We start from the raw sequence: 20,832 nt of genomic DNA, 5'->3' as shown, positions 1-20,832 counted from the left end.
AACGGTAGGCTGGAAATGGTTTACGAACGGTTCATCATGTTTCTTAACCGGCTTGATGGAGCCGCAACCAACGCCTATCAAGCAAGGATAGACGGAGGAGATCGACCATGGCCGGGCTTTATCTGGAAGAGTTCGTCGTCGGCCGTGTCTTCCGGCACACGCTGCGCAAGACCGTCACCGAAAGCGACAACATGCTGTTTTCGGTGATGACGCTGAACCCGCAGCCGCTGCACATCGATTTCGACTTCGCCGCCAAGAGCGAATGGGGCAAGCCGCTGGTCAATTCGCTGTTCACGCTCGGCCTGATGATCGGCATTTCGGTGAACGACATCACCGTCGGCACCACCGTCGCCAATCTCGGCATGAAGGAAACCGTCTTCCCGCACCCGGTCTTCCATGGCGACACCATCCGGGTCGAGACCACGGTCGTTTCGGTGCGCGAGTCCAGATCGAAACCCGACCGCGGAATCGTCGAGTTCGAGCATCGCGCCTACAATCAGGACGACGTGCTTGTCGCCAAATGCACAAGGCAGGCGATGATGATGAAAAAGGCGGCCTGATGCGCTCGCTGCTCTTCGTGCCGGGCGATTCCGAGCGCAAGCTCGAAAAAGGCTTTGGCGCCGGCGCCGACGTGGTCATCGTCGACCTCGAGGATTCGGTCGCCGCCGCCAACAAGGCCGCAGCGCGCGTGGTCGCGGCGAGCTTCATTGCCGGCCGCCGGCGGCAAGCCAATTCCGCCATCTACGTGCGCGTCAACGACCTCGCGACCGGTCTGACCGACGATGATCTCGCAGCCCTTGTCCCGGTGAAACCCCACGGCATCATGCTGCCGAAGTCGAACGGCGGACAGGACGTCCAGCGGCTCGCGGCCAAGCTTCGGGTGCACGAGGCCGAAAACGGACTGCCGGATGGCCGCATAAGGATCCTGCCGATCATCACCGAAACCGCGGCCGGCGTGCTGGCGGCCGCGAGCTATGCCGGGGCAAGCGTACGCCTCGCCGGCCTGACCTGGGGCGCGGAGGATCTGTCGGCCGCGATCGGCGCGCGTTCGGCGCGCGACGAGGGCGGCCGCTACACCGACGTCTTCCGCCTGGCACGCACCATGACCATCCTGGCCGCCGGCGCGGCCGAGGTCGCGGCGATCGACACCGTCTTTCCGGATTTTCGCGACATGGCCGCTTTCGAGGCCGAATGCCGCGAAGCCGAACGCGACGGCTTTACCGGCAAGATGGCGATCCATCCGGCGCAGGTCCCGGTCATCAACGCCGCCTTCACGCCGTCGGCCGAGGCAGTCGAGCGATCGCAGGCGATTGTCGACGCTTTCGCGGCAGCGGGAAATCCCGGCGTCGTCGGCATCGACGGCAAGATGTATGACCGGCCGCATCTGCGGCTCGCTGAGCGGCTGCTGGCACGTGCCAAAGCGGCGGGGATTTCCGCCTGAACCGCTACCAGACCATCGGGATCAGTCGGTAGCGGACATTCGCCGCATAGTCGTCATAGCCCTGCAACCCTGTCCGCAGCGTCTTCTCCTCGATGAAGGTGCGGATGGCGAGCAGCAGGATGAAGACAGGCACCAGTACCAGCCCCAACCAGGATCCGAGCAGGAGCGCCGTACCGGCGAAATAGAGTATGGCGCCGGCATACATCGGGTGGCGAACGTAGCTGTATGGGCCTGTGGTGATGACCTTCTGGCCGCGCTCGTCCTGGATCTTCACGACCGGCGCCGCGAAGCTGTTTTCCAGCATCGTCAGATAGCAGATCCAGATGCCGACGAGCAGGATGAGCGCGCCGATCACTTGCGCCCAGAGGGAAACGGGCGACCAGCCGAAACGGAAATCGAGCCCCATCAGGGCAAGCCAACCGAAGATGCCGAGCAGCAATATGCTGAGCAATATCTTGTCGGCCGCGGTCTGGGTCTTCTGGATCGGAGGGCGCAGGCGCTCATTCATCAGGCCGGGATCGCGCCGGGCGAGCGCCACGCCCATGGTAAGGCTCAGACCGACCATGACGACTATGTAGACCCAGGCTCCGGTCCAGTGCAGCGTGCCCGCCGACACAAACAGCAGCACGCCCATGATGCCGAACCACACGAATGTCTGGAAAACCAATTTCGCAATCATGGCCAACCTTCCGTGAGATGCCCATCGCCACTGGCCAAAACCGACCATTGGTCTATTATACCGACCATCGGTCTGTTCTCAAGCCTCATCGACACTCGAGCATCTGGACGGGAACGGTAGCGGCGTGCACAAGGTTTCCCCATGCCACGTGTGATCAAGCACCCGGAACTCAGGCGAGAAGAACTGCTCAACCATGCGCAGGCCCTGTTCCTGACGCAGGGCTACGACAAAGCGAGCCTCAATGACATGATTGCCGCCGCCGGCATCTCGAAGGGCGCTTTCTACCACTACTTTCCTTCGAAGGAGGCGCTGCTGGAAGCGCTGGCCGAGCGCTTTGCGAAACAGGCGCTCGCCGGCGTTGAGGACATTGTCGCCGATCCGGCGCTCAATCCGCTCGGGCGGCTCAATGCTCTGCTCGCGAAATCGCGGCGGGCCAAGATCGAGACCGCGGCGGAAGCCTGGGCGCTGTTCGAGACGCTGTTCCGGCCCGAAAACCTGGTGCTGTTCCATCGCATCAATCTGGCGGCCAGTGCATCGTTTTCGCCTGTGCTGGCCGAAATCATCCGGCAGGGCGTCGAGGATGGCACGTTCCGCACATTCGACCCGGAAGGCGTCGCCGATATCGTCATGCAGTTCGGCATGGCCACGCACGACGTCATCGCCAAGGCGTTCGCCAGCGGCAGCGATGCCGACATGGAGATCGCGATCGAAGCCCTGGAGAAGCGCGTCAGGCTTTACGAGATCGCGCTTGACCGCATCCTCGGGCTTCCCGACGGCAGCATCCGCATCGGCGAGCCCGGCTACGTGCGCGCCGTCATGACGGCGCGCCGCTCCAACCCTTCCGTCATCGCAGGCGCACCGCCCCCGAAGGATCGCGAGCCAGGCCGCGTCGCTTTGCGGCGCCCTTAGACTTCTTTCATCCCGCCCAGGGTCCCGCGTAGTCGGCATAGAGCTTCGCCGGATCGGGCCGCGGCCGCTCGGGCGCCGGTCCCTGATATGAGCCGATGTGGACAAAGCCGACGACGCGCTCCTGCGGCGACAACCCGAGGATCGCCCTGCCCTCCGCGACGTCGGAATACCAGTTGCTGATCATGTTGGTGCCATAGCCCAGCGCGTTGGCGGCGATCATCAGATTCAGGGCCGCCATGCCGCCCGACAGGAACATCTCCCATTGCGGGATCTTCGGGTTCTCCCTCGGCACCGACACCACGCCGATCACCAGCGGCGCGCGCGAGAAGCGCGCCAGCTCCTGGTTGCGGCGCCCCTCGGGCAGCGGCCCCTCGCGCTGCTCGGCAAGAGCCGCGAGCTTCCTGCCGATCTCGACCCGCGCCTCGCCGCGGTAAAGGATGAACCGCCAAGGCTCGAGCCGGCCATGGTCCGGCACCCGCGAGGCGGCAGCGATCATCGTGGCGATCTCCGCGTCGCTCGGCGCCGGCTCCTTGAGGTCGGGTATCGGCACGGAATTGCGGGTCAGCAGGAAGTCGATGATCGGCGACGCCATGGGCGCAAGTCTCCTAAGCATTCAATTTTGAGCTGAAGCGCGCCATCGGGAGGTGGGGCGGCTCGGGCAATAGCGCGCTATGCGCCGAATAAAGAGCCCTGGCGGAACGCGGCGCGCTCTTGAGCCTTGAAATTGCCACCGCCTTGGGCTTCAACGCAAGGCATGTTTGAGGGGACTCTGCGCCTTTTCGTGATTGGGCTGGTCGCCGCGCTGTTCGCGGTGCCGGTTTCCTTCGCGCTGGCCCAGAACGCCAACGATATCGGCGACATCAAGCTGCCGGGCATTTCGAGCTATGCGACGCCGAAGAACGAGAAGTCGCTGGCGCTGGGCAGCGGCGGAGCGATCACCCTTTCCGCGCAACTGACGGACAAGGGCACCGACATCGCCCGCGGTATCGTCTGGCGGGTGTTCAAGCCCGAGCCCGCCAGCGACGGCAAGCTGCCCATGGTGGCGTCCGCGCATGGCGGCACGGCAGTGTTCCAGCTCGACCCCGGCAGCTACCTCGTCCATGCCTCCTATGGGCGAGCCGGCGCCACCAAGCGCATCACCGTCGGCAAGGACGCCAAGCGCGAAAGCCTCGTCCTCGACGCCGGCGGCTTGAAGCTCGACGCAGTGACCTCGGGCGGCGCGCATATCCCGTCGAAGAAACTTCGTTTTTCGATTTATGAAGGCCAGGCCGAGGCCAATGGCGACCGCGCGCTGATCGCCCCCGATGTCGAGCCGAACACGGTGGTGCGGCTGAATGCCGGCACCTACCACGTCGTCTCCACTTATGGCGCGGTCAACGCGGTGATCCGCTCCGACATCCGCGTCGAGGCCGGCAAGCTGACGGAGGCGACCGTCGAGCACCGCGCCGCCGAGATGACGATGAAGCTGGTGCGCGAGCCCGGCGGCGAAGCCATTGCCGACACCTCCTGGTCGCTGCTCAACGAATCCGGCGATCCGATCAAGGAAGCCGTCGGCGCCTTCGCCTCGATGGTGCTGGCCGAGGGCCAATACACCATCATCGCCAAGAACCGTGACCGCATCTACCAGAAGGATTTCACGGTCGTTGCCGGCCAGAACCAGGAGATCGAGGTTGTGGCGAATGAAGCGTCCGCCATCGATCCGGAAGAAGGCGCGGACTAAAGCAATTCCCGGAAAAATGCCGGGCGGTCTTCCGTCCGGAATTGGCTAGAAATCCGTTCAAGCGGCCTTGCGCATCCGCTTCGGCAGGAACGGCACGCGCCCGCGCGACGCGGCCGGCGATGCCATGTCGAATACGGCGCGATAAAGGCGGTCGAGCAACGCCTTGCGGTCGCGCAGCGGCTCAAGTTCGCTCCATCTCAGCACCTCGCCGATGCGCACCTCGATCGCCTTGCCGGACAGCCTCGCGAACTCGCGGATGAGCAAGGAAGTGCGCAGCGTCAGCGACGCCTTGCCGACGAACTTCGCCACGCGGTTGTCGCGCTCGGCCATGTTCATCGGCCCGCTGACCAGGTGGAACAGCCGGCCGTTCTGGCCGGAGAAATGCATCGGGATGACCGAGGCCTTTGCCTCCTGGATGAGCTTGGCGGGGAACATCTTCCACGGCAGGTCGATCGCGCGGCCGAACCCCTTCGGCGCGGTGGCGACGCCGCCGGCCGGGAAGACGACGATAGTTACGCCTTCCTTCAACAGCCGCACCGCCTCGTGGCGTACCGCCATGTTGTTCTTCAGCGCTTCCTTGGTCTCGGAAAAATCGATCGGCAGCGAATAGGCTTCCATCTCGCGGATCCTGAGCAGATCCTTGTGGATCATGACCCGGAACGGACGGCCGAGCTGCTCGGCCAGCGACAGCACCGCAATGCCGTCGCCGATGCCGAACGGATGGTTGGCGACGATCACCAGCGGCGTGTCCGGCATATTGGCCGGCGGCCAATGGCCGGCGCTGCGCACCTTGACGTCGATCAGCTCCAGCATGCGGCTGAACACCCGGTCGCCGGTCGGCGCGACCTGGCGCCGCCAGAAATCATAGAGCACGGCAAAGCGGTCGCGGCCGGATAGGCCCTCGACGGAATGGATGAACCAGCGCGTCAGCGCCGGCTGGTGCGCGCTGGCGTAGGAGAGCTCGGGAAAACGTCTTTCCCGCAGTTTCAACTTGAGCATGGCGGCTGGTTACAGGTTTGGCGTGACAGGCATGTGAAAATGGCGGTGGATCGCTCCACCGCCATTTGATGAGGGATCGAAAGATCAGGCCGCGCGACGCTTGCGGTCCGGCGAGACCGCCTCGTCGGCGAGCGACTTCACCGCGTCCGCCAGCTTGAGCGATTCCTGGTCGCGGGAGCCGAGCCGGCGGACGTTGACGGTCTCCTCTTCCGCCTCGCGCTTGCCGCAGACGAGGATGACCGGAACCTTGGCCAGCGAGTGCTCGCGCACCTTGTAGTTGATCTTCTCGTTGCGCAGGTCGGCTTCGGCCAGCAGGCCCGCGGCCTTCAGCCGCTCGACGACCTTCATCGCGTACTCGTCCGCATCGGAGGTGATCGTCGCCACCACCACCTGCAGCGGCGCGAACCACAGCGGGAAATGGCCGGAATAGTTCTCGATCAGAATGCCGAGGAAGCGTTCCATCGAGCCGCACACCGCGCGGTGCACCATGACCGGCTGCTTCTTCTCCGAATCCGAGCCGATATAGAAGGCGCCGAAACGCTCCGGCAGGTTGAAGTCGACCTGCGTGGTGCCGCACTGCCATTCGCGACCGATGGCGTCCTTCAGCACATATTCGAACTTCGGCCCGTAGAAGGCGCCCTCGCCCGGGTTGATCGAGGTCTTGATGCGATTGCCGGAACGCGTGCGGATCGTCTCCAGCACGTTGCTCATGATGGCCTCGGCATGGTCCCAGGCCTCATCGGTGCCGACGCGCTTGTCCGGCCGCGTCGAGAGCTTCACGGCAACTTCGTCGAAGCCGAAATCGGCATAGGTCGACAGGATCAGGTCGTTGATGCGCAGGCATTCCGCGGCGAGTTGCTCCTCGGTGCAGAAAATGTGCGCGTCGTCCTGCGTGAAGCCGCGTACCCGCATCAGCCCATGCAGCGCGCCGGACGGCTCGTAGCGATGCACATTGCCGAACTCCGCAAGCTTCACGGGCAGTTCGCGATAGGACTTCAACCCATGCTTGAAGATCTGCACGTGGCCTGGGCAGTTCATCGGCTTCAGCGCGAAGATGCGGTCGTCGTCGGTGTCGTCACCGGCAACCGTCACCTTGAACATGGCGTCGCGGTACCAGCCCCAATGTCCCGACGTCTCCCAGAGGCTCTTGTCCAGCACCTGCGGCGCGTTGACTTCCTGGTAGCCGTGCTCGTCGAGGCGGCGCCGCATGTAGCTGACCAGGTTCTGAAACATCTTCCAGCCCTTGGCGTGCCAGAAGACGACGCCCGGCCCCTCCTCCTGGAAATGGAACAGGTCCATCTCGCGGCCGAGCTTGCGATGGTCGCGCTTTTCGGCCTCCTCGAGCAGCGTCTGATAGGCCTCTAGCTGCGCCTGGTCGGCAAAGGCCGTGCCGTAGATGCGCGTCAGCATCGGGTTGTTGGAATCGCCGCGCCAGTAGGCACCCGCCACCTTCATCAGCTTGAAGGCGTTGCCGATCTGCCCGGTCGAGGCCATGTGCGGGCCGCGGCAAAGGTCGAACCAGTCCCCCTGCGCGTAAATCTTGATGTCCTGGTCCTCGGGAATGGCGTCGATCAGCTCGACCTTGTAGCGCTCGCCCTTGTCGGCAAAGACCTTCTTCGCCGTCTCGCGCGACCAGACTTCCTTGGTGAACGGCTTGTTGCGCGCGATGATCTCGCGCATCTTCTTCTCGATCGCCGGGAAATCGTCCGGCGTGAACGGCTCGTTGCGCGCGAAGTCGTAGTAGAACCCGTTCTCGATCACCGGCCCTATGGTCACCTGCGTTCCCGGCCACAATTCCTGCACGGCCTCGGCCAGCACATGCGCTGCGTCGTGGCGGATGAGCTCCAGGGCGCGCGGATCGTCGCGGGTGATGATCTCGACCTTGCCGGACTTGCCGAGCGGATCGGAAAGGTCGCGGATGGTGCCGTCGATCGCATAGGCCACGGCCTTCTTGGCCAGCGACTTGGAGATCGACTCGGCCAGACCGGCGCCGGTCATCGCCGCGTCGTACTCGCGGACCGAACCATCGGGAAATGTCAGGGAAACGGAATTCAGCATCAGAGTTCTCCTATCCAGTCCCGCAAACGAGCGCGGGTGGTGAAAAAGCATGTCGCGTGCTGGAGCATGCAGAGGGTGGCCGGACGCATCCGGCAGCGGGCGCGGTTTTAGAGGCAGCGCCGCGTCAGGTAAAGAGCGGCCGTCAGGAAATGTCGCCAGCGATGTCGCAGGCCGGTCGCGAAGGCTTGCGAAGAATCACGGGACAGATTTGGATGATGCGAATGGAAGATGCCACACCCAGCCGAACCGCCCTTCGCGTCGCGCGTTTGCGGGCACTGCATCAGTTTTCACCGCAGGCAGGGCTGTTTCGCGACCCCTACGCCATAAGAATTCTGGGTGACGGCGCCCCGACGGCAGCAGATCTTGGGCAGGAAGACGAGCACAGCCGCCGCATGCGCCTGTTCGTTGCCGCGCGCGCCCGCCTCGCCGAGGATTGGCTGGCGGCAGCGGTGCGGCGCGGTGTCCGGCAGGTCGTGGTGCTGGGCGCCGGTCTCGACACTTTTTCGCTGCGCAACCCGCACGCGGATCTCGCGGTCTTCGAGGTCGATCATCCGGCGACGCAAGCCTGGAAGCACCGGCTCGTGGCCGATGCCGGTCTCGCGGAACCGCACGGCACCACATTCGTCCCCGTGAATTTCGAGCGCCAGCTTCTGCCGGAAGAACTGTCGTCGGCCGGGCTGAAGGCGACCGAGGCGAGCTTCTTCATGTGGCTTGGCGTGGTGCCTTATCTTACGCCGGAGGCGATCTTCCGCACGCTCTCCTACATCGCCGGCATCCCCGGCTCGGAGGTCGTGTTCGACTACAGTGAGCCAGCCGAGAACCGCGACGTGGCGGGACAGGCGACGCTTGCCTTCCATGCCGAACGCGTCGCATCCGTCGGCGAGCCCTGGATCAGCTTCTTTGATCCCGGCGCGCTGGCGAAATCACTCAACGAGCTTGGCTTCGACGAGATCGAGGATCTCGAGAGCGGCGCCATCGCCGCTCGTTTTGCCAAAGCCCCTGACGCCGGCCGAAACAATTCCGGCGGGCACATTCTGCGCGCCCGCCGAAGCGTCTGAGCCGGGTCACTTCACCAGCTGCGGCAGGTCCTTCAGGAACGCCGCGCGCGTGGCGAGCCCCTTCGGCGTCTCGCCACGCCGGGCGTCGACGACCAGCCGGGCGAACACGATGCGGCGGCCATCCTTCTCGGCCCAGCCGACGAACCATCCGAGCGACCGCTTGTTCCTGTCTCGCGCTGTGCTGCCGGTCTTGCCTTGCACCGTCCAGCCGCCGGCCCTGAAGGTCGGGATGATCGCTTTGGTCATCTCGTGCGCCTTGGCCGAGACCGGCATTTTGCCGTCCAGCAGCCGGCGCAGGAAGGCCGTCTGCTCGACGGGCGAGATTTCGAGCGAGGAATCCACCCAGGAATTGGTCAGGCCGTCATTCTTGCCGGCGCTGCCCGAGACATCGGCGTTGCCGTAGCCGAATTTCGATACATAGCCGGCGAAACTTTTCGGTCCCAGTCGGCGCGTGATCTCGCGCGAATACCAGATGATGGAATCGCGTTCCCAGATCGTCGGGTCGACGGTCTTGCGGTCGCGCTTCACCGCGTTGAACTCGGGCTTGTAGTCCCAGCTCGGCGTGTGCTGGTCGCTCAGGATTGCGGAATCGTAGCCGATCAGTGCCAGAGGCACCTTGAAAGTGGAGGCCGGGCTGACGCGCCGGTCGCACACGCCGTCCTGGTAAAGCGTCGCGCCGCTTTCCTGGTCCTGGACCAGCGTGCAGTGGATGTCCGCAAGGGGCGCCGATTGCGCCCGCATCGGCAGGCCGAGCATCCACGCCAGAAGGAACAGAATAACGGCAATAAAGAACGGATAGCGGTCCATCTGGCGCATCGAAGCTCACTCCTGAAAGGGATTACGCGGAGCGGCTTAGCGAGGCCTCTTGTCTCGATTTTGTCTCAAATTCGCAGTGTTTGTGCAGGCTGGCGTTAACCCTACCAGACCGTAAACACGGCCTGCGAAACGCCGGCACGATCAGCTGTCGGCCTCACCGAGTTTCCTGCCGATCCGCCAGTAGCGCCACGGCATGAACCAGACATAGCGTGCGCCAAGCGTCTCCGGCACGCGGTCGATGCCGTGCGTCCCGAACGGCCCGCAGCGCGAAACCCGAAACAGCGCCATCCAGCCGCCGGCCCACAACCCATGGCGGGCGATCGCCTCATGCGCATATTCGGAACAGGTCGGCAGATGCCGGCAGCTGTTGCCGACGAAGCCGGAGAGGGTCAACTGGTAGAGGCGCACGAGCGACGTACCGAGGAGACGGCCCGGCGTTTTGCGCCAGGGTCCTGGCCAATTGCGCCCGCGCCTGGTAGGGCGGGCGCTATGCATATGCCCGTGGTGGTCAACCAACCAATCAGCTCCGCATCGCGTTTCGCTGTGCGATAGATGTGAGCTTCGGACCCGGAACGCAATGCTCTTTTGCCCTCACGGCATGGACCGGCGGATGCGATGCCTGTCAGTCCAGGATGAATGGTGCGTGGAGACATCGGGATGGTGATGGCGGCAGTGGCCGCGTGTGGCTTCGCCACGCCTCTGAAAGGTCGCGATCCGTATCACGTCCGTCAGAATGGCCAGGAACTGGATCATGGCAGTGCTCCTTTGAGCGCCCATTAGACTGCCGCTGGCCTTTGTCCTCAAACGAGTATAATTTCCGCATCGGATAACTTGAGGTTATGCGAAAGATGAAGCGGGGCCGGCTGCCGCTGACGGCGCTCAGGAGCTTTGAAACGGCCGGCCGGCATTTGAGCTTCAGCCGCGCGGCGGAGGAGCTTTACGTCTCGCAGGCGGCCATCAGCCGGCAGATCCGCGCGCTCGAAACCTTCCTGCGCCAGCCGCTGTTCCTCCGCCTCCATCGCCGCGTCGAACTGACGGATGCCGGCCGCCGGCTGCTCGACCAGCTGGTGAGAAGCTTCGACGACATCGACCGGGTGCTGTCGGAACTGGCGGGATCACCGGCACAGTCGGTGGTGCGCGTCAGCGTCGAGCCTTCGCTCGCAGCGGTGTGGCTGGTGCCGCGGCTCAACCGGTTTCGCGAATTGCGGCCCGATATCGACGTATCGCTCGAAGTCGATGTACGGCCGATCGAGTTCCGCAGCGATCAGCCCGAGCTCGCCTTGCGTTTCAGCGCGAACGCCACGTCATGGCCTCGCACTGAGGCTGAGCGCCTGGCCTCGACCGTCGATTCACCGGTCCTGTCGCCAGGGTTGCTGGCATCGGGCCCTCCCTTGGAAAAGCCGATCGACCTTCGCCATTACACGCTGTTGCACGAGGAGAACCGCCAGGGTTGGGCGCGCTGGTTCCAGGCGGCCGGCGTGCCCGCCGACGCCGTTCCCGCACGAGGCCCGATGCTGGCCGACATTTCGCTTTCAAAACAGGCCGCGCTGCTCGGGCATGGCGTGGCGCTTGGCGATCTCCTGCAGATCGGCGACGAGCTCGCCTCGGGCGCGCTGATCAAGCCTTTCGACATCGACGTCGCTTCCGGCGCCTATTGGCTGGTGGCGAGAAACTTGCGGGAACTTTCGGAACCGGCCAGGGCTTTCGCCGACTGGATACGCAGCGAATTTGCCATGACTGTGCGAACGGTTTAGGAGCTTGTCCTCAAGCCGCCTGTCCGGCGCGCTTCTTCTCGATCTGGCCGATCGCGTCGACCACCGCGTCGAAAGTCAGCATGGTCGAGGCGTGGCGCGCCTTGTAGTCGCGCACCGGCTCCAGATATTTCAGATCGGCGAAGCGTCCCTCGGGCGGCGCGCCGTTTTCCTTCAGCATCTTCAGCATGGTCTCGCGCACCGCGCGCAGCTCGTCGGCATTCGCGCCGACCACATGCTTCGCCATGATCGAGGACGATGCCTGGCCGAGCGCGCAGGCCTTCACGTCATGAGCGAAATCGGTCACCACGTCGCCGTCCATTTTGAGGTCGACGGTGACCGTCGAGCCGCACAATTTGGAGTGCGCCTTGGCGGTGGCATCGGGGTGGTCGAGCCGGCCGATCCGCGCGATGTTTCCGGCGAAGCCGAGAATTTTCGCATTGTAGACGTCGTCGATCATATTTTTCCAATCCGTCGCCGCCAAGCGAACAGGGTTTGCCGCTGTTGCGTCTTCCTTTCGCTCTGCACGAGCATATATAATGCTGGCAGCCGGGCATCGACAAGGCAACCTCAAGCCATTGTCATTGCTCATCTGTTCACGCCGCTTACGGGCTGGAAACCGGGCGAGTTTCACCCGAAAGGTCGTGGTCCGTTCAACTCGTCCCGCCTTTGAGCGGGACTACGGGAGACGCCTTTTTATGGATGCCGTCATCAAGAAACTCATGCCCCCCTCCTCCTATATGGAGAAGCCCGTCACCGACCGCCCAAGCGAGGCCGAGGTCGAGGCCGCCGTGCGCACGCTTTTGCGCTGGACGGGCGACAACCCGGATCGCGAGGGCCTTGTCGATACGCCGAAGCGCGTCACCAAGGCCTTCCGCGAGATGTTCAACGGCTACGACATGTGCCCGGCAGAGGAGCTTGGCCGCACGTTCGAGGAAGTCGCCGGCTATGACGATCTCGTCATCGTCAGGGACATAAAGTTCCACTCCCATTGCGAGCACCACATGGTGCCGATCATCGGCAAGGCGCATGTCGGCTACCTGCCGGACGGCAAGGTCGTCGGCCTGTCCAAGATCGCGCGCGTCGTCGATATCTTCGCCCATCGCCTGCAGACGCAGGAAGCGATGACCGCGCAGATCGCCGGCGTCATCCAGGACGTGCTCAACCCGCGCGGCGTCGCGGTGATGATCGAGGCCGAGCATATGTGCATGGCCATGCGCGGCATCCGCAAGCAGGACTCGACCACGCTCACCTCGACCTTCACCGGCGTCTTCAGGGACACGCCCGACGAACAGGTGCGCTTCGTCACGATGGTGCGCAGCTGATCGTCCGCCCTCACCCGCTAAAGGCGTAGGCTCAGTCGAAAATGGTGGTTTCCGAGATCCGGAGCGGAGCGTATTGAAATACGTGAGCGCCGGAAGCGGAAGTCGCCATTTTGCAGACTGGCCTCCCGAAACATCAGCACGTGTTGAAGTCGAACAAGGACCGGCAATGTCGGCACTGCAATTTCCCGAAGCTCCGGCAGACAAGAAGGCGCTGGAGGAAGGCACTGTCTTTTCTCCGCGCTTCGATGCCGCCGGCCTGTTGACCGTTGTCGTCACCGACGCCGGCGACGGCATGCTTTTGATGGTCGCGCATATGAATGCGCAGGCGCTGGCGCTGACGCTGGAAACCGGCATCGCGCACTACTGGTCGCGTTCGCGCAATGCGCTGTGGAAGAAGGGCGAGACCTCGGGCAACTTCCAGCGCGTCGTCGAGATGCGCACGGATTGTGACCAGGACGCGATATGGTTGAGCGTCAAAGTATTGGGCCACGACGCAACTTGTCACACCGGGAGACGTTCCTGCTTTTATCGGACGGTGGGGATCAGCGACGGCAAGGCGGTGCTTGCCGACGACGGCAGCAGGCCGCTGTTCGATGCGAAAGAGACGTATCGGAAGCCGGTGTGAACCATTCAATATTCACAAACCACTAATATTCACTATTCTCAAACATCCTTGGTGTAGAAGGGATACGGGACAAGGGAGATCATGATGCTCGAATGGGCGTCATTGCGCAGCAGACCTGACGTTCAGGAGGCCAACGGCCCTGCATCGTCCGGCGGCGTGCCGGAGCCGAAGTCGGCGAAGAAGGCAGGCATCTCGCTGGCGCTCGGTGGCGGCTGCGCGCGTGGCTGGGCCCATATCGGCGTGCTGCGCGCGCTGGACGAAGCCGGCATCGAAGTGTCGATGATCGCCGGCACCTCGATCGGCGCGCTGGTCGGCGGCTGCTATCTCGCCGGCAAACTGGACGAGCTCGAGGAATTCGCCAGGAGCCTGACCAAGCGCCGCCTCTTCGGGCTTCTCGATCTCAATCTGCGTGGCAGCGGCCTGTTCGGCGGTATGAAGCTCGACGCTCGGTTGCGCGAGCACGTGGACGGTATCCGTTTCGAGGATCTGTCGAAACCGTTCGTCGCCGTCGCTTCCGAAATCCGTACCGGCCACGAAATCTGGCTGTCGAACGGTTCGCTGATCACCGCCATGCGCGCGTCCTACGCGTTGCCCGGCGTCTTCGAGCCTGTGAGCTGCAACGGCCGCGTTCTGGTCGACGGCGCGCTCGTCAATCCGGTGCCGGTGTCTGTCTGCCGCGCCTACGAGCAGCCGCTGGTCGTGGCCGTCAACCTGCACTACGACCTGTTCGGCCGGGCGGCGGTCATCAAGCACAGCGCGGGCGAGCTCGTCATCGAGACCGACGCGCCGCGTCCCGGCCAGGTCAACCCCCAGCACCAGCCCCACCAGACCCGCCTCGGTATCACCGGCGTCATGGTCGAGGCCTTCAACATCATCCAGGATCGGATTTCGCGTGCCAGGCTAGCCGGCGATCCGCCCGATATGTCGCTGCAGCCGAAGCTCAGCCATATCGGCCTCACCGAATTCCACCGCGCCGACGAGGCGATCCGCCTCGGCTATCAGGCGACAATGGCTCAGATCAGCGAATTGACGCGGCTGCAGACGGTGCTCGCCTGACCTGAAGCATCGGTGCAACTCAGGCAATCGCCGCATCCGTGATGCGGAATTGCACTGTCCGGTTGCCGTTCCAGTAATTGCCCGACAGCGAGCCGGCGACATGTACGGTCTTGCCCCTGTTCTTGAACAGGAATTCGCCGAGCGCGGTGTCGACGGCGCGGAACGCGATCGCCTGCAGGTTGCCGCCGCTTTGCGACTGCAGGTCGGCACGGATGTGGTTGGTGCCGATCGGCCGCGCATCGGTGAGCCTGTGGCGCGGCAGCACGAAAACCGGCGCGATGTGTCCGGCGCCGAACGGGCCGGCCTTTTCCAGCGCGTCGAGCAGTGCGAGCGTCGCGCCCTCGGCGGCCAAGGCGCCGTCGATCGCCAGGCTTTCCTCGCTTTGCAGCCGGAAAACGTCCGCCGCCGCGCGCTCCTCGAAGAAGGCTCGCAGCGCGCCAAGCTTGGCGCGCTCGATGGTGATGCCCGCCGCCATGCCGTGGCCGCCGCCCTTGACGATCAGTTCGGCCTCGGCCGCCTCGCGCACCAGCCGGCCGAGATCGAAGCCGGAGACCGACCGCCCAGAGCCGGTGCCGATGCCATTGGCGTTGAAGGCAATGGCGAAGGCCGGACGGCGCGCATGCTCCTTGAGCCGCGAGGCCAGCAGCCCGACGATGCCCGGATGCCAGCTGTTGCTGGCGGTGACGACGATGGCCGGGCCGCTGCCGCCGGCAAGCTCGGCATCGGCTTCGGCGCGCGCCTGCGCCAGCATCTCCATCTCCATCTGCTGCCGTTCCTGGTTCAGTCGGTCGAGCGTCTCGGCGATGCCTGCGGCCTCGACAGGATCGTCGGTGGCCAGAAGCCGGCTGCCGAGCGCGGCATCGCCGATGCGCCCGCCCGCGTTGATGCGCGGACCGATCAGATAGGCGAGATGAAAGGTGTTGATCGGCTCACCGACGCGCGAGACCCGCGCCAGCGCCGCCAGCCCTTCATTCTTCTGCTGGCGCGCCACCTGCAGGCCCTTGACCACGAAAGCGCGGTTGACGCCGGTGAGCGGCACGACGTCGCAAACCGTCGCCAGCGCGACGAGGTCGAGCAGCGACAGAAGATCGACCGGCGCGGCATTTGGCAGCCTGTCGCGCAGCACCCTCGCCGTCTGGACCAGGCACAGGAAGACGACGCCGGCAGCGCAAAGATGCCCCTGCCCTGAAAGATCGTCTTCCCGGTTCGGATTGACCACAGCGTCCGCCGCCGGCAGCGCGCCGCCGACCTGATGATGGTCGAGCACCACGACGTCGGCGCCGGCTTGCTTCGCTGCTTCGATCGACGCGGCACTGTTGGTGCCGCAGTCGACGGTGACGATCAGCTTCGCGCCGCGCGAGATGAGCTCGCGCATGGCCTCCGGATTGGGGCCGTAGCCTTCGAAGATGCGATCGGGGATATAGATCTCGGACGGTATCGAGAAATGCGTGAGGAAGCGCTTCAGCAGCGCAGACGAGGCCGCGCCGTCGACGTCGTAGTCGCCGAAGATCGCCACCTTCTCGCCGGCCACGATCGCGTCCGCCAGCCGCGCCGCCGCCTTCTCCATGTCGGTCAGCGAGGCCGGGTTCGGCAAAAGCTCGCGAATGGTCGGATCGAGGAAGCGCTCGGTCTGCTCGACCGTCACGCCGCGCCCGGCGAGCACGCGCGCCACGATGTCCGGCACGCCATGGCCCTGCGCGATGGCCAAAGCGGCCATGTCCTGCCGCTCGGTCAGCCGGTGTTCCCAGGAAACACCGGTCGCCGATTGCCTGACATCGAGGAAGAACCGTCTCTCGCCCGTCATGCGACGCGCCGTCTGCACATCATCATTGCGCAGATATCAACAGGCGGCGGCCGGGGCAATTCCGGGAACGTGGGCAATTCGAGGAAAGGTGTGGAATAGCCTTCCTCGAACTGCTGCAAAAGCGTCCAGACGGGAAGAAATCAAAACTTGTCCAGATCCTGGTGACGCGCCTTGATCTCGCGCACAGTGCGCGAGGACGAGCGCAGCACGATGGTGTGTGTGGTGATGAAGGTGCGGCCGAACTTCACGCCCTCGAGCAGATTGCCGTCGGTGACGCCGGTTGCCGCAAACAGCACGTCGCCGCGCGCCATGTCCTGTACCCGATAAACCCGCTTCGGATCCGAAATGCCCATCTTTTCGGCCCGCGCCACCTTCTCCGGCGTATCGAGGATCAGCCGGCCCAGCATCTGGCCGCCGGTGCAGCGCAGCGCCGCAGCGGCCAGCACTCCTTCCGGCGCGCCGCCGGTGCCGAGATAGATGTCGATGCCGGTCTCGTCCGGGTCGGTGGTGTGGATGACGCCGGCGACGTCGCCGTCACCGATCAGCCGGATCGCGGCGCCTGTGGCGCGCACGGCGTCGATCAGCTTGGCATGGCGCGGCCGGTCGAGGATGCAGGCTGTGATGTCGGACACCGCGACCCCTTTGGCCTTGGCGAGGTTGGCGATGTTCTCGGCCGGCGGCGCGTCGATGTCGATGATGCCCTCGGCATAGCCCGGCCCGATCGCGATCTTGTCCATATAGACGTCGGGCGCGAACAGCAGGCTGCCCTTTTCCGCAATCGCGATGACGGCGAGCGCGTTGGGCAGGTTCTTGGCGCAGATCGTCGTGCCTTCGAGTGGATCGAGCGCGATATCGACCGCCGGCCCTTTGCCGGTGCCGACCTCCTCGCCGATATAGAGCATCGGCGCCTCGTCGCGCTCGCCCTCGCCGATCACCACCGTGCCCTTGATGGCGAGCCGGTTGAGCTCCTGGCGCATGGCGTCGACGGCGACCTGGTCGGCGGCTTTCTCATCGCCACGACCGCGCAGCCTGGCGGCGGCGACGGCGGCCCGCTCGGTGACGCGCACCACTTCCATAGTGAGGATACGGTCGAGGCCGGCTGCGATGTTCTGGGCCATGTTCATGGATGGGCATTCCTCGTTGACACGGGGAGCGGTTCAGTTGGAACCGCTCCAATTGTTGCTTCGAGCAATTCCGGACGGAAAACCGCCAGGCACTTTTCCGCGAATTGCTCCCGCCTCCCGCCAGAGGCGCGCTTCTTCTGGCAAAGCTCCATGACAACGGCAAGACTTGCCTCGGCAATTTTTGAAATTGCAGCAATATCAATCGATTGAAGGCAGATTATGACTTGAGCTATTCCGCCCGCTCGATGCGGATCACCTGCGGCTTGTCGGTCAGATGGCCGTCCTTGGTGACGCCTTCGACGGCCTTGCGCACCGCGGCCTCCGTCGTCTCGTGGGTGACGAGGATAACCGTCTTTTGCGCCTCGGTTTCCGGCCCGGCCGCCTGCTGCACGATCGATTCCAGCGAGATGTCGTTGTCGGCCATGCGCTTGGCGATCGCGGCGAAGACGCCGATGCGATCATGCACGGTAAGCCGGATGAAATAGCCGCCGGCATGGCTGCGCATCTGCGCCTTCTTATAGGGCTTCAACTCCTTCGCCGGCCAGCCGAAGACCGGTCCGTGCTGGAAGCCCGGCCGGCTCTTGGCGATGTCGGCGATATCGCCGACCACCGCCGAGGCGGTGGCGTTGCCACCGGCGCCGGGGCCGGAGAGCAAAAGCTCGCCCAGGATGTCGGTCTCGATCGCCACCGCATTGGTGACGCCGTGCACCTGCGCGATGACCGATGCCGTCGGCACCATGGTCGGATGCACGCGCTGCTCTATGCCGCTGTCGGTGCGCTGGGCGACGCCGAGCAGCTTGATGCGGTAGCCGAGATCGGCCGCCGCGCGGATGTCGGCCTGGCTGATGTTGGAAATGCCTTCCATATAGATGTCGCTGGCGGCGATCCTGGTGCCGAAGGCAAGGCTGGTCAGGATCGACAGCTTGTGCGCCGTGTCGTGGCCTTCGATGTCGAAGGTCGGGTCGGCCTCGGCGTAGCCCAGCCGCTGCGCATCCTTGAGGCAGGCGTCGAAGGATATGCCTTCGGCCTCCATGCGGGTCAGGATGTAGTTGCAGGTGCCGTTGAGGATGCCGAAGACGCGGGTGACCTGGTTGCCGGCCATTGCCTCGCGCATCGTCTTGATGACCGGGATGCCGCCGGCCACCGCCGCCTCGTAGTTGAGCAGCGCGCCCTTCTTCTCGGCGATCTCGGCGAGTTGCACGCCGTGCTTGGCCAACAGCGCCTTGTTGGCGGTCACGACATGGCGGCCGGCCTCGAGCGCCGCCTTCACCGAGGCCCGCGCCGGCCCTTCATCACCGCCGATCAGCTCGACAAAGACATCGATATCGGCCTGCTCGGCCAGCTTCACGGCATCGTCGAACCATTTGGCGCCACTCAGATCGACGCCGCGGTCGCGCTTCGCATCGCGCGCCGAAACCGCGGTGACGACGATGTCGCGGCCGCACTGGCGGGTGAGCTCGGCCGCCTTTTCGTGGAGCACGCGCGCCACGGAGGCGCCCACCGTGCCGAGGCCGGCAATTCCAACACGCAACGCTTCAGCCATGTCCGGCGACGCCCCTCAAAGAATGGTCGGTGTGATGTGCGGTGAACTAGAGCATGATGCCGAAAAGTGTGAAGCGGTTTTCGGACGACATCATGCTCTAGCTCTTTTGATTGAGAGCCGGATTCAGATCTCAGGCCGAACGGGCCTGAAATCATCCGGCCCTAGCGGCGCGCGGTGAGCGGCACAACATTGTTGGGCTGCTTGGCGGTCGAGGCCAGGAAGCGCTTGATGTTGCGCGCCGCCTGCCGGATCCGGTGCTCGTTCTCGACCAGCGCCAGGCGCACGAAATCGTCGCCGTGCTCACCGAAGCCGATGCCCGGCGCCACCGCCACGTCGGCATGCTCGATGAGCAGCTTGGAGAATTCGAGCGAGCCGAGCGGGCGGAACTGCTCCGGGATCGGCGCCCAGGCGAACATCGAGGCCGCGGGCGCCGGAATGGTCCAGCCGGCGCGACCGAAGGAATCGACCATCACGTCGCGCCGCTTATGGTAGACCTCGCGCACCTCGGCGATGTCGGCGCCGTCGCCGTTCAGCGCATGCGCCGCCGCCACCTGGATCGGCGTGAAGGCGCCATAGTCGAGATAGGACTTGACCCGGGTCAGCGCTGCGATCAGCCGCTCGTTGCCGACCGCGAAACCCATGCGCCAGCCGGGCATAGAAAAGGTCTTCGACATCGAGGTGAACTCGACGCAGACGTCGATCGCGCCCGGAACCTGCAGCACCGAGGGCGGCGGATTGCCGTCGAAATAGATCTCTGAATAGGCAAGGTCCGACAGGATGATGATGTCGTTCTTCTTGGCGAAGGCGACCACGTCCTTGTAGAAATCGAGCGAGGCGACCAGCGCCGTCGGGTTCGACGGATAGTTGAGGATCAGCGCCAGCGGCTTCGGGATCGAGTGGCGGATGCCGCGCTCGACCGCTGGGATGAAGCCGTCATCGGGTTCGACCTGCAGCGAGCGGATGACGCCGCCCGACATGATGAAGCCGAAGGCGTGGATCGGATAGGTCGGATTGGGGCACAGGATGACGTCGCCGGGCGCAGTGATCGCCTGCGCCATATTGGCGAAGCCTTCCTTCGAGCCAAGCGTCGCCACCACTTGCGTGTCGGGGTTCAGCTTCACGCCGAAGCGGCGCTGATAGTAGGCGGCCTGGGCGCGGCGCAGGCCCGGAATGCCGCGCGAGGAGGAATAGCGATGCGTGCGCGGATCGCGCACCACTTCGCACAATTTGTCGACAATGGCCTTCGGCGTCGGCAGGTCCGGATTGCCCATGCCAAGGTCGATGATGTCGGCGCCGCGCGAGCGGGCGCTCGCCTTCAGCCGGTTGACCTGCTCGAACACGTAAGGCGGAAGCCGGCGGACCTTGTGAAATTCTTCCATTTCAGTTCCAGACGATCAAAGGGGGCGCTTTCGGCGCGCGATATAGACCTAATTGCAGTTAGGGTCGAGGGCGGGATCGCATTTGCCTTCGATCTGCTTCAGCGCTTCGTCGCCATGCGTCCTGGCGAGCGTGTTGAGCGCGGCCGTATTGGGAGCCGGCTTCGCGCCGCCGCCCTTGGCGACCTGCGCCTGCTGCTCGGCCTTGAGCTCGCCGAGCTTGGCGGCGGTCTCTTCCTTGGACAGTTGCTTGGCGGCAACGTGCGGCGGAATGTTGAGGTTCGGATAGGAGCCGGTGTCCTTAGGGCCTTCGGTCAACGCCGTCGTTGCCGCGTTGTTCGCGCTGGTGCTGGTGCAGCCGCCGGCCAGCAGCGGCGCGCCCAGCATCGCGGCCGCTATGGCGATGCGGCAAATCGAACCGGCGCCGAGAAAAAAAGTCCCGCCAACATTAATCGTCATATTGTTTTCCTGGCAGCCGGGCTAGAGCGTGTTGGACCCGGTCAGATGTCCCATGGTAATATGTCAAGAAAACGCTCCGGGAGGAACCC

Annotated in this window: 21 protein-coding genes; 9 read left to right on the top strand and 12 right to left on the bottom strand. The window is 64.5% G+C overall.

What is annotated here, in order from left to right; genetic code table 11:
* Positions 1 to 107: 107 nt before the first annotated feature.
* Together EJ067_RS30705 and EJ067_RS30700 are read left to right on the top strand one after the other, a co-directional pair.
* Positions 108 to 560, top strand: a complete 453-nt coding sequence (locus EJ067_RS30705) for a MaoC family dehydratase (protein ID WP_126088857.1) — start codon at positions 108 to 110, stop codon at positions 558 to 560.
* The gene (locus tag EJ067_RS30700) at positions 560 to 1,441 is read left to right on the top strand and encodes a CoA ester lyase (protein ID WP_126088856.1); all 882 of its coding nucleotides are present in this window, start codon (positions 560 to 562) and stop codon (positions 1,439 to 1,441) included. Before EJ067_RS30705 ends, EJ067_RS30700 begins: the two co-directional genes overlap by 1 nt.
* Before the next feature lie 4 nt (positions 1,442 to 1,445).
* Here the strand turns inward: EJ067_RS30700 and EJ067_RS30695 are convergent, their stop codons facing one another.
* Positions 1,446 to 2,120 carry an isoprenylcysteine carboxylmethyltransferase family protein gene (locus tag EJ067_RS30695; RefSeq protein WP_126088855.1) on the bottom strand — a complete coding sequence of 225 codons (675 nt, stop codon included), beginning with the start codon at positions 2,118 to 2,120 and terminating at the stop codon, positions 1,446 to 1,448.
* A 141-nt stretch (positions 2,121 to 2,261) separates the two neighbouring features.
* Between EJ067_RS30695 and EJ067_RS30690 the strand changes: the two genes are divergently transcribed.
* On the top strand, positions 2,262 to 3,029 hold the full coding sequence (locus EJ067_RS30690) for a TetR/AcrR family transcriptional regulator (protein WP_126088854.1): 768 nt from the start codon (positions 2,262 to 2,264) through the stop codon (positions 3,027 to 3,029).
* 7 nt (positions 3,030 to 3,036) lie between these two features.
* On the opposite strand, the gene EJ067_RS30685 is transcribed toward EJ067_RS30690, so the two are convergent.
* Positions 3,037 to 3,621 carry a nitroreductase gene (locus EJ067_RS30685; protein ID WP_126088853.1) on the bottom strand — a complete coding sequence of 195 codons (585 nt, stop codon included), beginning with the start codon at positions 3,619 to 3,621 and terminating at the stop codon, positions 3,037 to 3,039.
* A 162-nt stretch (positions 3,622 to 3,783) separates the two neighbouring features.
* Here EJ067_RS30685 and EJ067_RS30680 point away from each other — a divergent pair, with 162 nt between their 5' ends.
* Entirely contained in the window at positions 3,784 to 4,749 is a 966-nt protein-coding gene (locus EJ067_RS30680) for a hypothetical protein (protein WP_126088852.1), read from the top strand.
* Positions 4,750 to 4,806: 57 nt separating this feature from the next.
* Here the strand turns inward: EJ067_RS30680 and EJ067_RS30675 are convergent, their stop codons facing one another.
* Together EJ067_RS30675 and thrS are read right to left on the bottom strand one after the other, a co-directional pair.
* On the bottom strand, positions 4,807 to 5,748 hold the full coding sequence (locus EJ067_RS30675) for a 1-acyl-sn-glycerol-3-phosphate acyltransferase (RefSeq protein WP_126088851.1): 942 nt from the start codon (positions 5,746 to 5,748) through the stop codon (positions 4,807 to 4,809).
* An 84-nt stretch (positions 5,749 to 5,832) separates the two neighbouring features.
* Positions 5,833 to 7,806: a threonine--tRNA ligase gene (gene thrS / locus EJ067_RS30670; protein WP_126088850.1), complete on the bottom strand. Its 1,974-nt coding sequence runs from the start codon at positions 7,804 to 7,806 to the stop codon at positions 5,833 to 5,835.
* Between the two features lie 221 nt (positions 7,807 to 8,027).
* Here thrS and EJ067_RS30665 point away from each other — a divergent pair, with 221 nt between their 5' ends.
* Entirely contained in the window at positions 8,028 to 8,864 is an 837-nt protein-coding gene (locus EJ067_RS30665) for an SAM-dependent methyltransferase (RefSeq protein WP_126088849.1), read from the top strand.
* A gap of 6 nt (positions 8,865 to 8,870) precedes the next feature.
* Here the strand turns inward: EJ067_RS30665 and blaOXA are convergent, their stop codons facing one another.
* Entirely contained in the window at positions 8,871 to 9,680 is an 810-nt protein-coding gene (blaOXA, locus tag EJ067_RS30660; RefSeq protein WP_126088848.1) for a class D beta-lactamase, read from the bottom strand.
* Positions 9,681 to 9,821: 141 nt separating this feature from the next.
* A complete protein-coding gene (yidD, locus tag EJ067_RS30655; RefSeq protein WP_189510196.1) occupies positions 9,822 to 10,196 on the bottom strand; it encodes a membrane protein insertion efficiency factor YidD in 375 nt (124 codons plus the stop codon).
* Positions 10,197 to 10,528: 332 nt separating this feature from the next.
* Between yidD and EJ067_RS30650 the strand changes: the two genes are divergently transcribed.
* A complete protein-coding gene (locus EJ067_RS30650) occupies positions 10,529 to 11,434 on the top strand; it encodes a LysR substrate-binding domain-containing protein (protein WP_126089807.1) in 906 nt (301 codons plus the stop codon).
* 10 nt (positions 11,435 to 11,444) lie between these two features.
* On the opposite strand, the gene EJ067_RS30645 is transcribed toward EJ067_RS30650, so the two are convergent.
* Positions 11,445 to 11,891 carry an iron-sulfur cluster assembly scaffold protein gene (locus EJ067_RS30645; RefSeq protein WP_126088847.1) on the bottom strand — a complete coding sequence of 149 codons (447 nt, stop codon included), beginning with the start codon at positions 11,889 to 11,891 and terminating at the stop codon, positions 11,445 to 11,447.
* 238 nt (positions 11,892 to 12,129) lie between these two features.
* Between EJ067_RS30645 and folE the strand changes: the two genes are divergently transcribed.
* The 3 genes from folE to EJ067_RS30630 all read left to right on the top strand — a co-directional run bounded on the left by folE (position 12,130) and on the right by EJ067_RS30630 (position 14,437).
* A complete protein-coding gene (gene folE, locus EJ067_RS30640; protein WP_126088846.1) occupies positions 12,130 to 12,756 on the top strand; it encodes a GTP cyclohydrolase I FolE in 627 nt (208 codons plus the stop codon).
* A gap of 166 nt (positions 12,757 to 12,922) precedes the next feature.
* Entirely contained in the window at positions 12,923 to 13,381 is a 459-nt protein-coding gene (gene hisI / locus EJ067_RS30635; RefSeq protein ID WP_126089806.1) for a phosphoribosyl-AMP cyclohydrolase, read from the top strand.
* Between the two features lie 84 nt (positions 13,382 to 13,465).
* Positions 13,466 to 14,437 carry a patatin family protein gene (locus tag EJ067_RS30630; RefSeq protein ID WP_126089805.1) on the top strand — a complete coding sequence of 324 codons (972 nt, stop codon included), beginning with the start codon at positions 13,466 to 13,468 and terminating at the stop codon, positions 14,435 to 14,437.
* Positions 14,438 to 14,456: 19 nt separating this feature from the next.
* On the opposite strand, the gene recJ is transcribed toward EJ067_RS30630, so the two are convergent.
* The 5 genes from recJ to EJ067_RS30605 all read right to left on the bottom strand — a co-directional run bounded on the left by recJ (position 14,457) and on the right by EJ067_RS30605 (position 20,743).
* Positions 14,457 to 16,241, bottom strand: coding sequence for a single-stranded-DNA-specific exonuclease RecJ (gene recJ / locus EJ067_RS30625; RefSeq protein ID WP_126088845.1), 1,785 nt, complete (start codon positions 16,239 to 16,241; stop codon positions 14,457 to 14,459).
* A gap of 140 nt (positions 16,242 to 16,381) precedes the next feature.
* Positions 16,382 to 17,365, bottom strand: a complete 984-nt coding sequence (gene glpX / locus EJ067_RS30620) for a class II fructose-bisphosphatase (RefSeq protein WP_126088844.1) — start codon at positions 17,363 to 17,365, stop codon at positions 16,382 to 16,384.
* Between the two features lie 229 nt (positions 17,366 to 17,594).
* Entirely contained in the window at positions 17,595 to 18,908 is a 1,314-nt protein-coding gene (locus EJ067_RS30615) for a homoserine dehydrogenase (RefSeq protein ID WP_126088843.1), read from the bottom strand.
* A 161-nt stretch (positions 18,909 to 19,069) separates the two neighbouring features.
* A complete protein-coding gene (locus tag EJ067_RS30610) occupies positions 19,070 to 20,287 on the bottom strand; it encodes an LL-diaminopimelate aminotransferase (RefSeq protein ID WP_126088842.1) in 1,218 nt (405 codons plus the stop codon).
* Between the two features lie 48 nt (positions 20,288 to 20,335).
* A complete protein-coding gene (locus tag EJ067_RS30605; protein ID WP_189510194.1) occupies positions 20,336 to 20,743 on the bottom strand; it encodes a hypothetical protein in 408 nt (135 codons plus the stop codon).
* Between the last annotated feature and the right edge of the window lie 89 nt (positions 20,744 to 20,832).

Source organism: Mesorhizobium sp. M1D.F.Ca.ET.043.01.1.1 (genome assembly GCF_003952385.1).
Lineage (GTDB): Bacteria > Pseudomonadota > Alphaproteobacteria > Rhizobiales > Rhizobiaceae > Mesorhizobium.
Note: the sequence above shows the minus strand (reverse complement) of the source record. Positions and strands in the feature narration are given on the sequence as shown.

Bases quoted from the DNA above. Each gene is read 5' to 3' on its own strand.
- EJ067_RS30615 (WP_126088843.1), bottom strand. From the start codon at position 18,908: ATGGCTGAAGCGTTGCGTGTTGGAATTGCCGGCCTCGGCACGGTGGGC.
- thrS (WP_126088850.1), bottom strand. From the start codon at position 7,806: ATGCTGAATTCCGTTTCCCTGACATTTCCCGATGGTTCGGTCCGCGAG.
- EJ067_RS30675 (WP_126088851.1), bottom strand. From the start codon at position 5,748: ATGCTCAAGTTGAAACTGCGGGAAAGACGTTTTCCCGAGCTCTCCTAC.
- hisI (WP_126089806.1), top strand. From the start codon at position 12,923: ATGTCGGCACTGCAATTTCCCGAAGCTCCGGCAGACAAGAAGGCGCTG.
- EJ067_RS30705 (WP_126088857.1), top strand. From the start codon at position 108: ATGGCCGGGCTTTATCTGGAAGAGTTCGTCGTCGGCCGTGTCTTCCGG.
- EJ067_RS30645 (WP_126088847.1), bottom strand. From the start codon at position 11,891: ATGATCGACGACGTCTACAATGCGAAAATTCTCGGCTTCGCCGGAAAC.
- EJ067_RS30690 (WP_126088854.1), top strand. From the start codon at position 2,262: ATGCCACGTGTGATCAAGCACCCGGAACTCAGGCGAGAAGAACTGCTC.
- EJ067_RS30695 (WP_126088855.1), bottom strand. From the start codon at position 2,120: ATGATTGCGAAATTGGTTTTCCAGACATTCGTGTGGTTCGGCATCATG.
- recJ (WP_126088845.1), bottom strand. From the start codon at position 16,241: ATGACGGGCGAGAGACGGTTCTTCCTCGATGTCAGGCAATCGGCGACC.
- glpX (WP_126088844.1), bottom strand. From the start codon at position 17,365: ATGAACATGGCCCAGAACATCGCAGCCGGCCTCGACCGTATCCTCACT.
- folE (WP_126088846.1), top strand. From the start codon at position 12,130: ATGGATGCCGTCATCAAGAAACTCATGCCCCCCTCCTCCTATATGGAG.
- EJ067_RS30650 (WP_126089807.1), top strand. From the start codon at position 10,529: ATGAAGCGGGGCCGGCTGCCGCTGACGGCGCTCAGGAGCTTTGAAACG.
- EJ067_RS30685 (WP_126088853.1), bottom strand. From the start codon at position 3,621: ATGGCGTCGCCGATCATCGACTTCCTGCTGACCCGCAATTCCGTGCCG.
- EJ067_RS30700 (WP_126088856.1), top strand. From the start codon at position 560: ATGCGCTCGCTGCTCTTCGTGCCGGGCGATTCCGAGCGCAAGCTCGAA.
- EJ067_RS30680 (WP_126088852.1), top strand. From the start codon at position 3,784: ATGTTTGAGGGGACTCTGCGCCTTTTCGTGATTGGGCTGGTCGCCGCG.
- EJ067_RS30610 (WP_126088842.1), bottom strand. From the start codon at position 20,287: ATGGAAGAATTTCACAAGGTCCGCCGGCTTCCGCCTTACGTGTTCGAG.
- EJ067_RS30605 (WP_189510194.1), bottom strand. From the start codon at position 20,743: ATGACGATTAATGTTGGCGGGACTTTTTTTCTCGGCGCCGGTTCGATT.
- EJ067_RS30665 (WP_126088849.1), top strand. From the start codon at position 8,028: ATGGAAGATGCCACACCCAGCCGAACCGCCCTTCGCGTCGCGCGTTTG.
- EJ067_RS30630 (WP_126089805.1), top strand. From the start codon at position 13,466: ATGCTCGAATGGGCGTCATTGCGCAGCAGACCTGACGTTCAGGAGGCC.
- blaOXA (WP_126088848.1), bottom strand. From the start codon at position 9,680: ATGCGCCAGATGGACCGCTATCCGTTCTTTATTGCCGTTATTCTGTTC.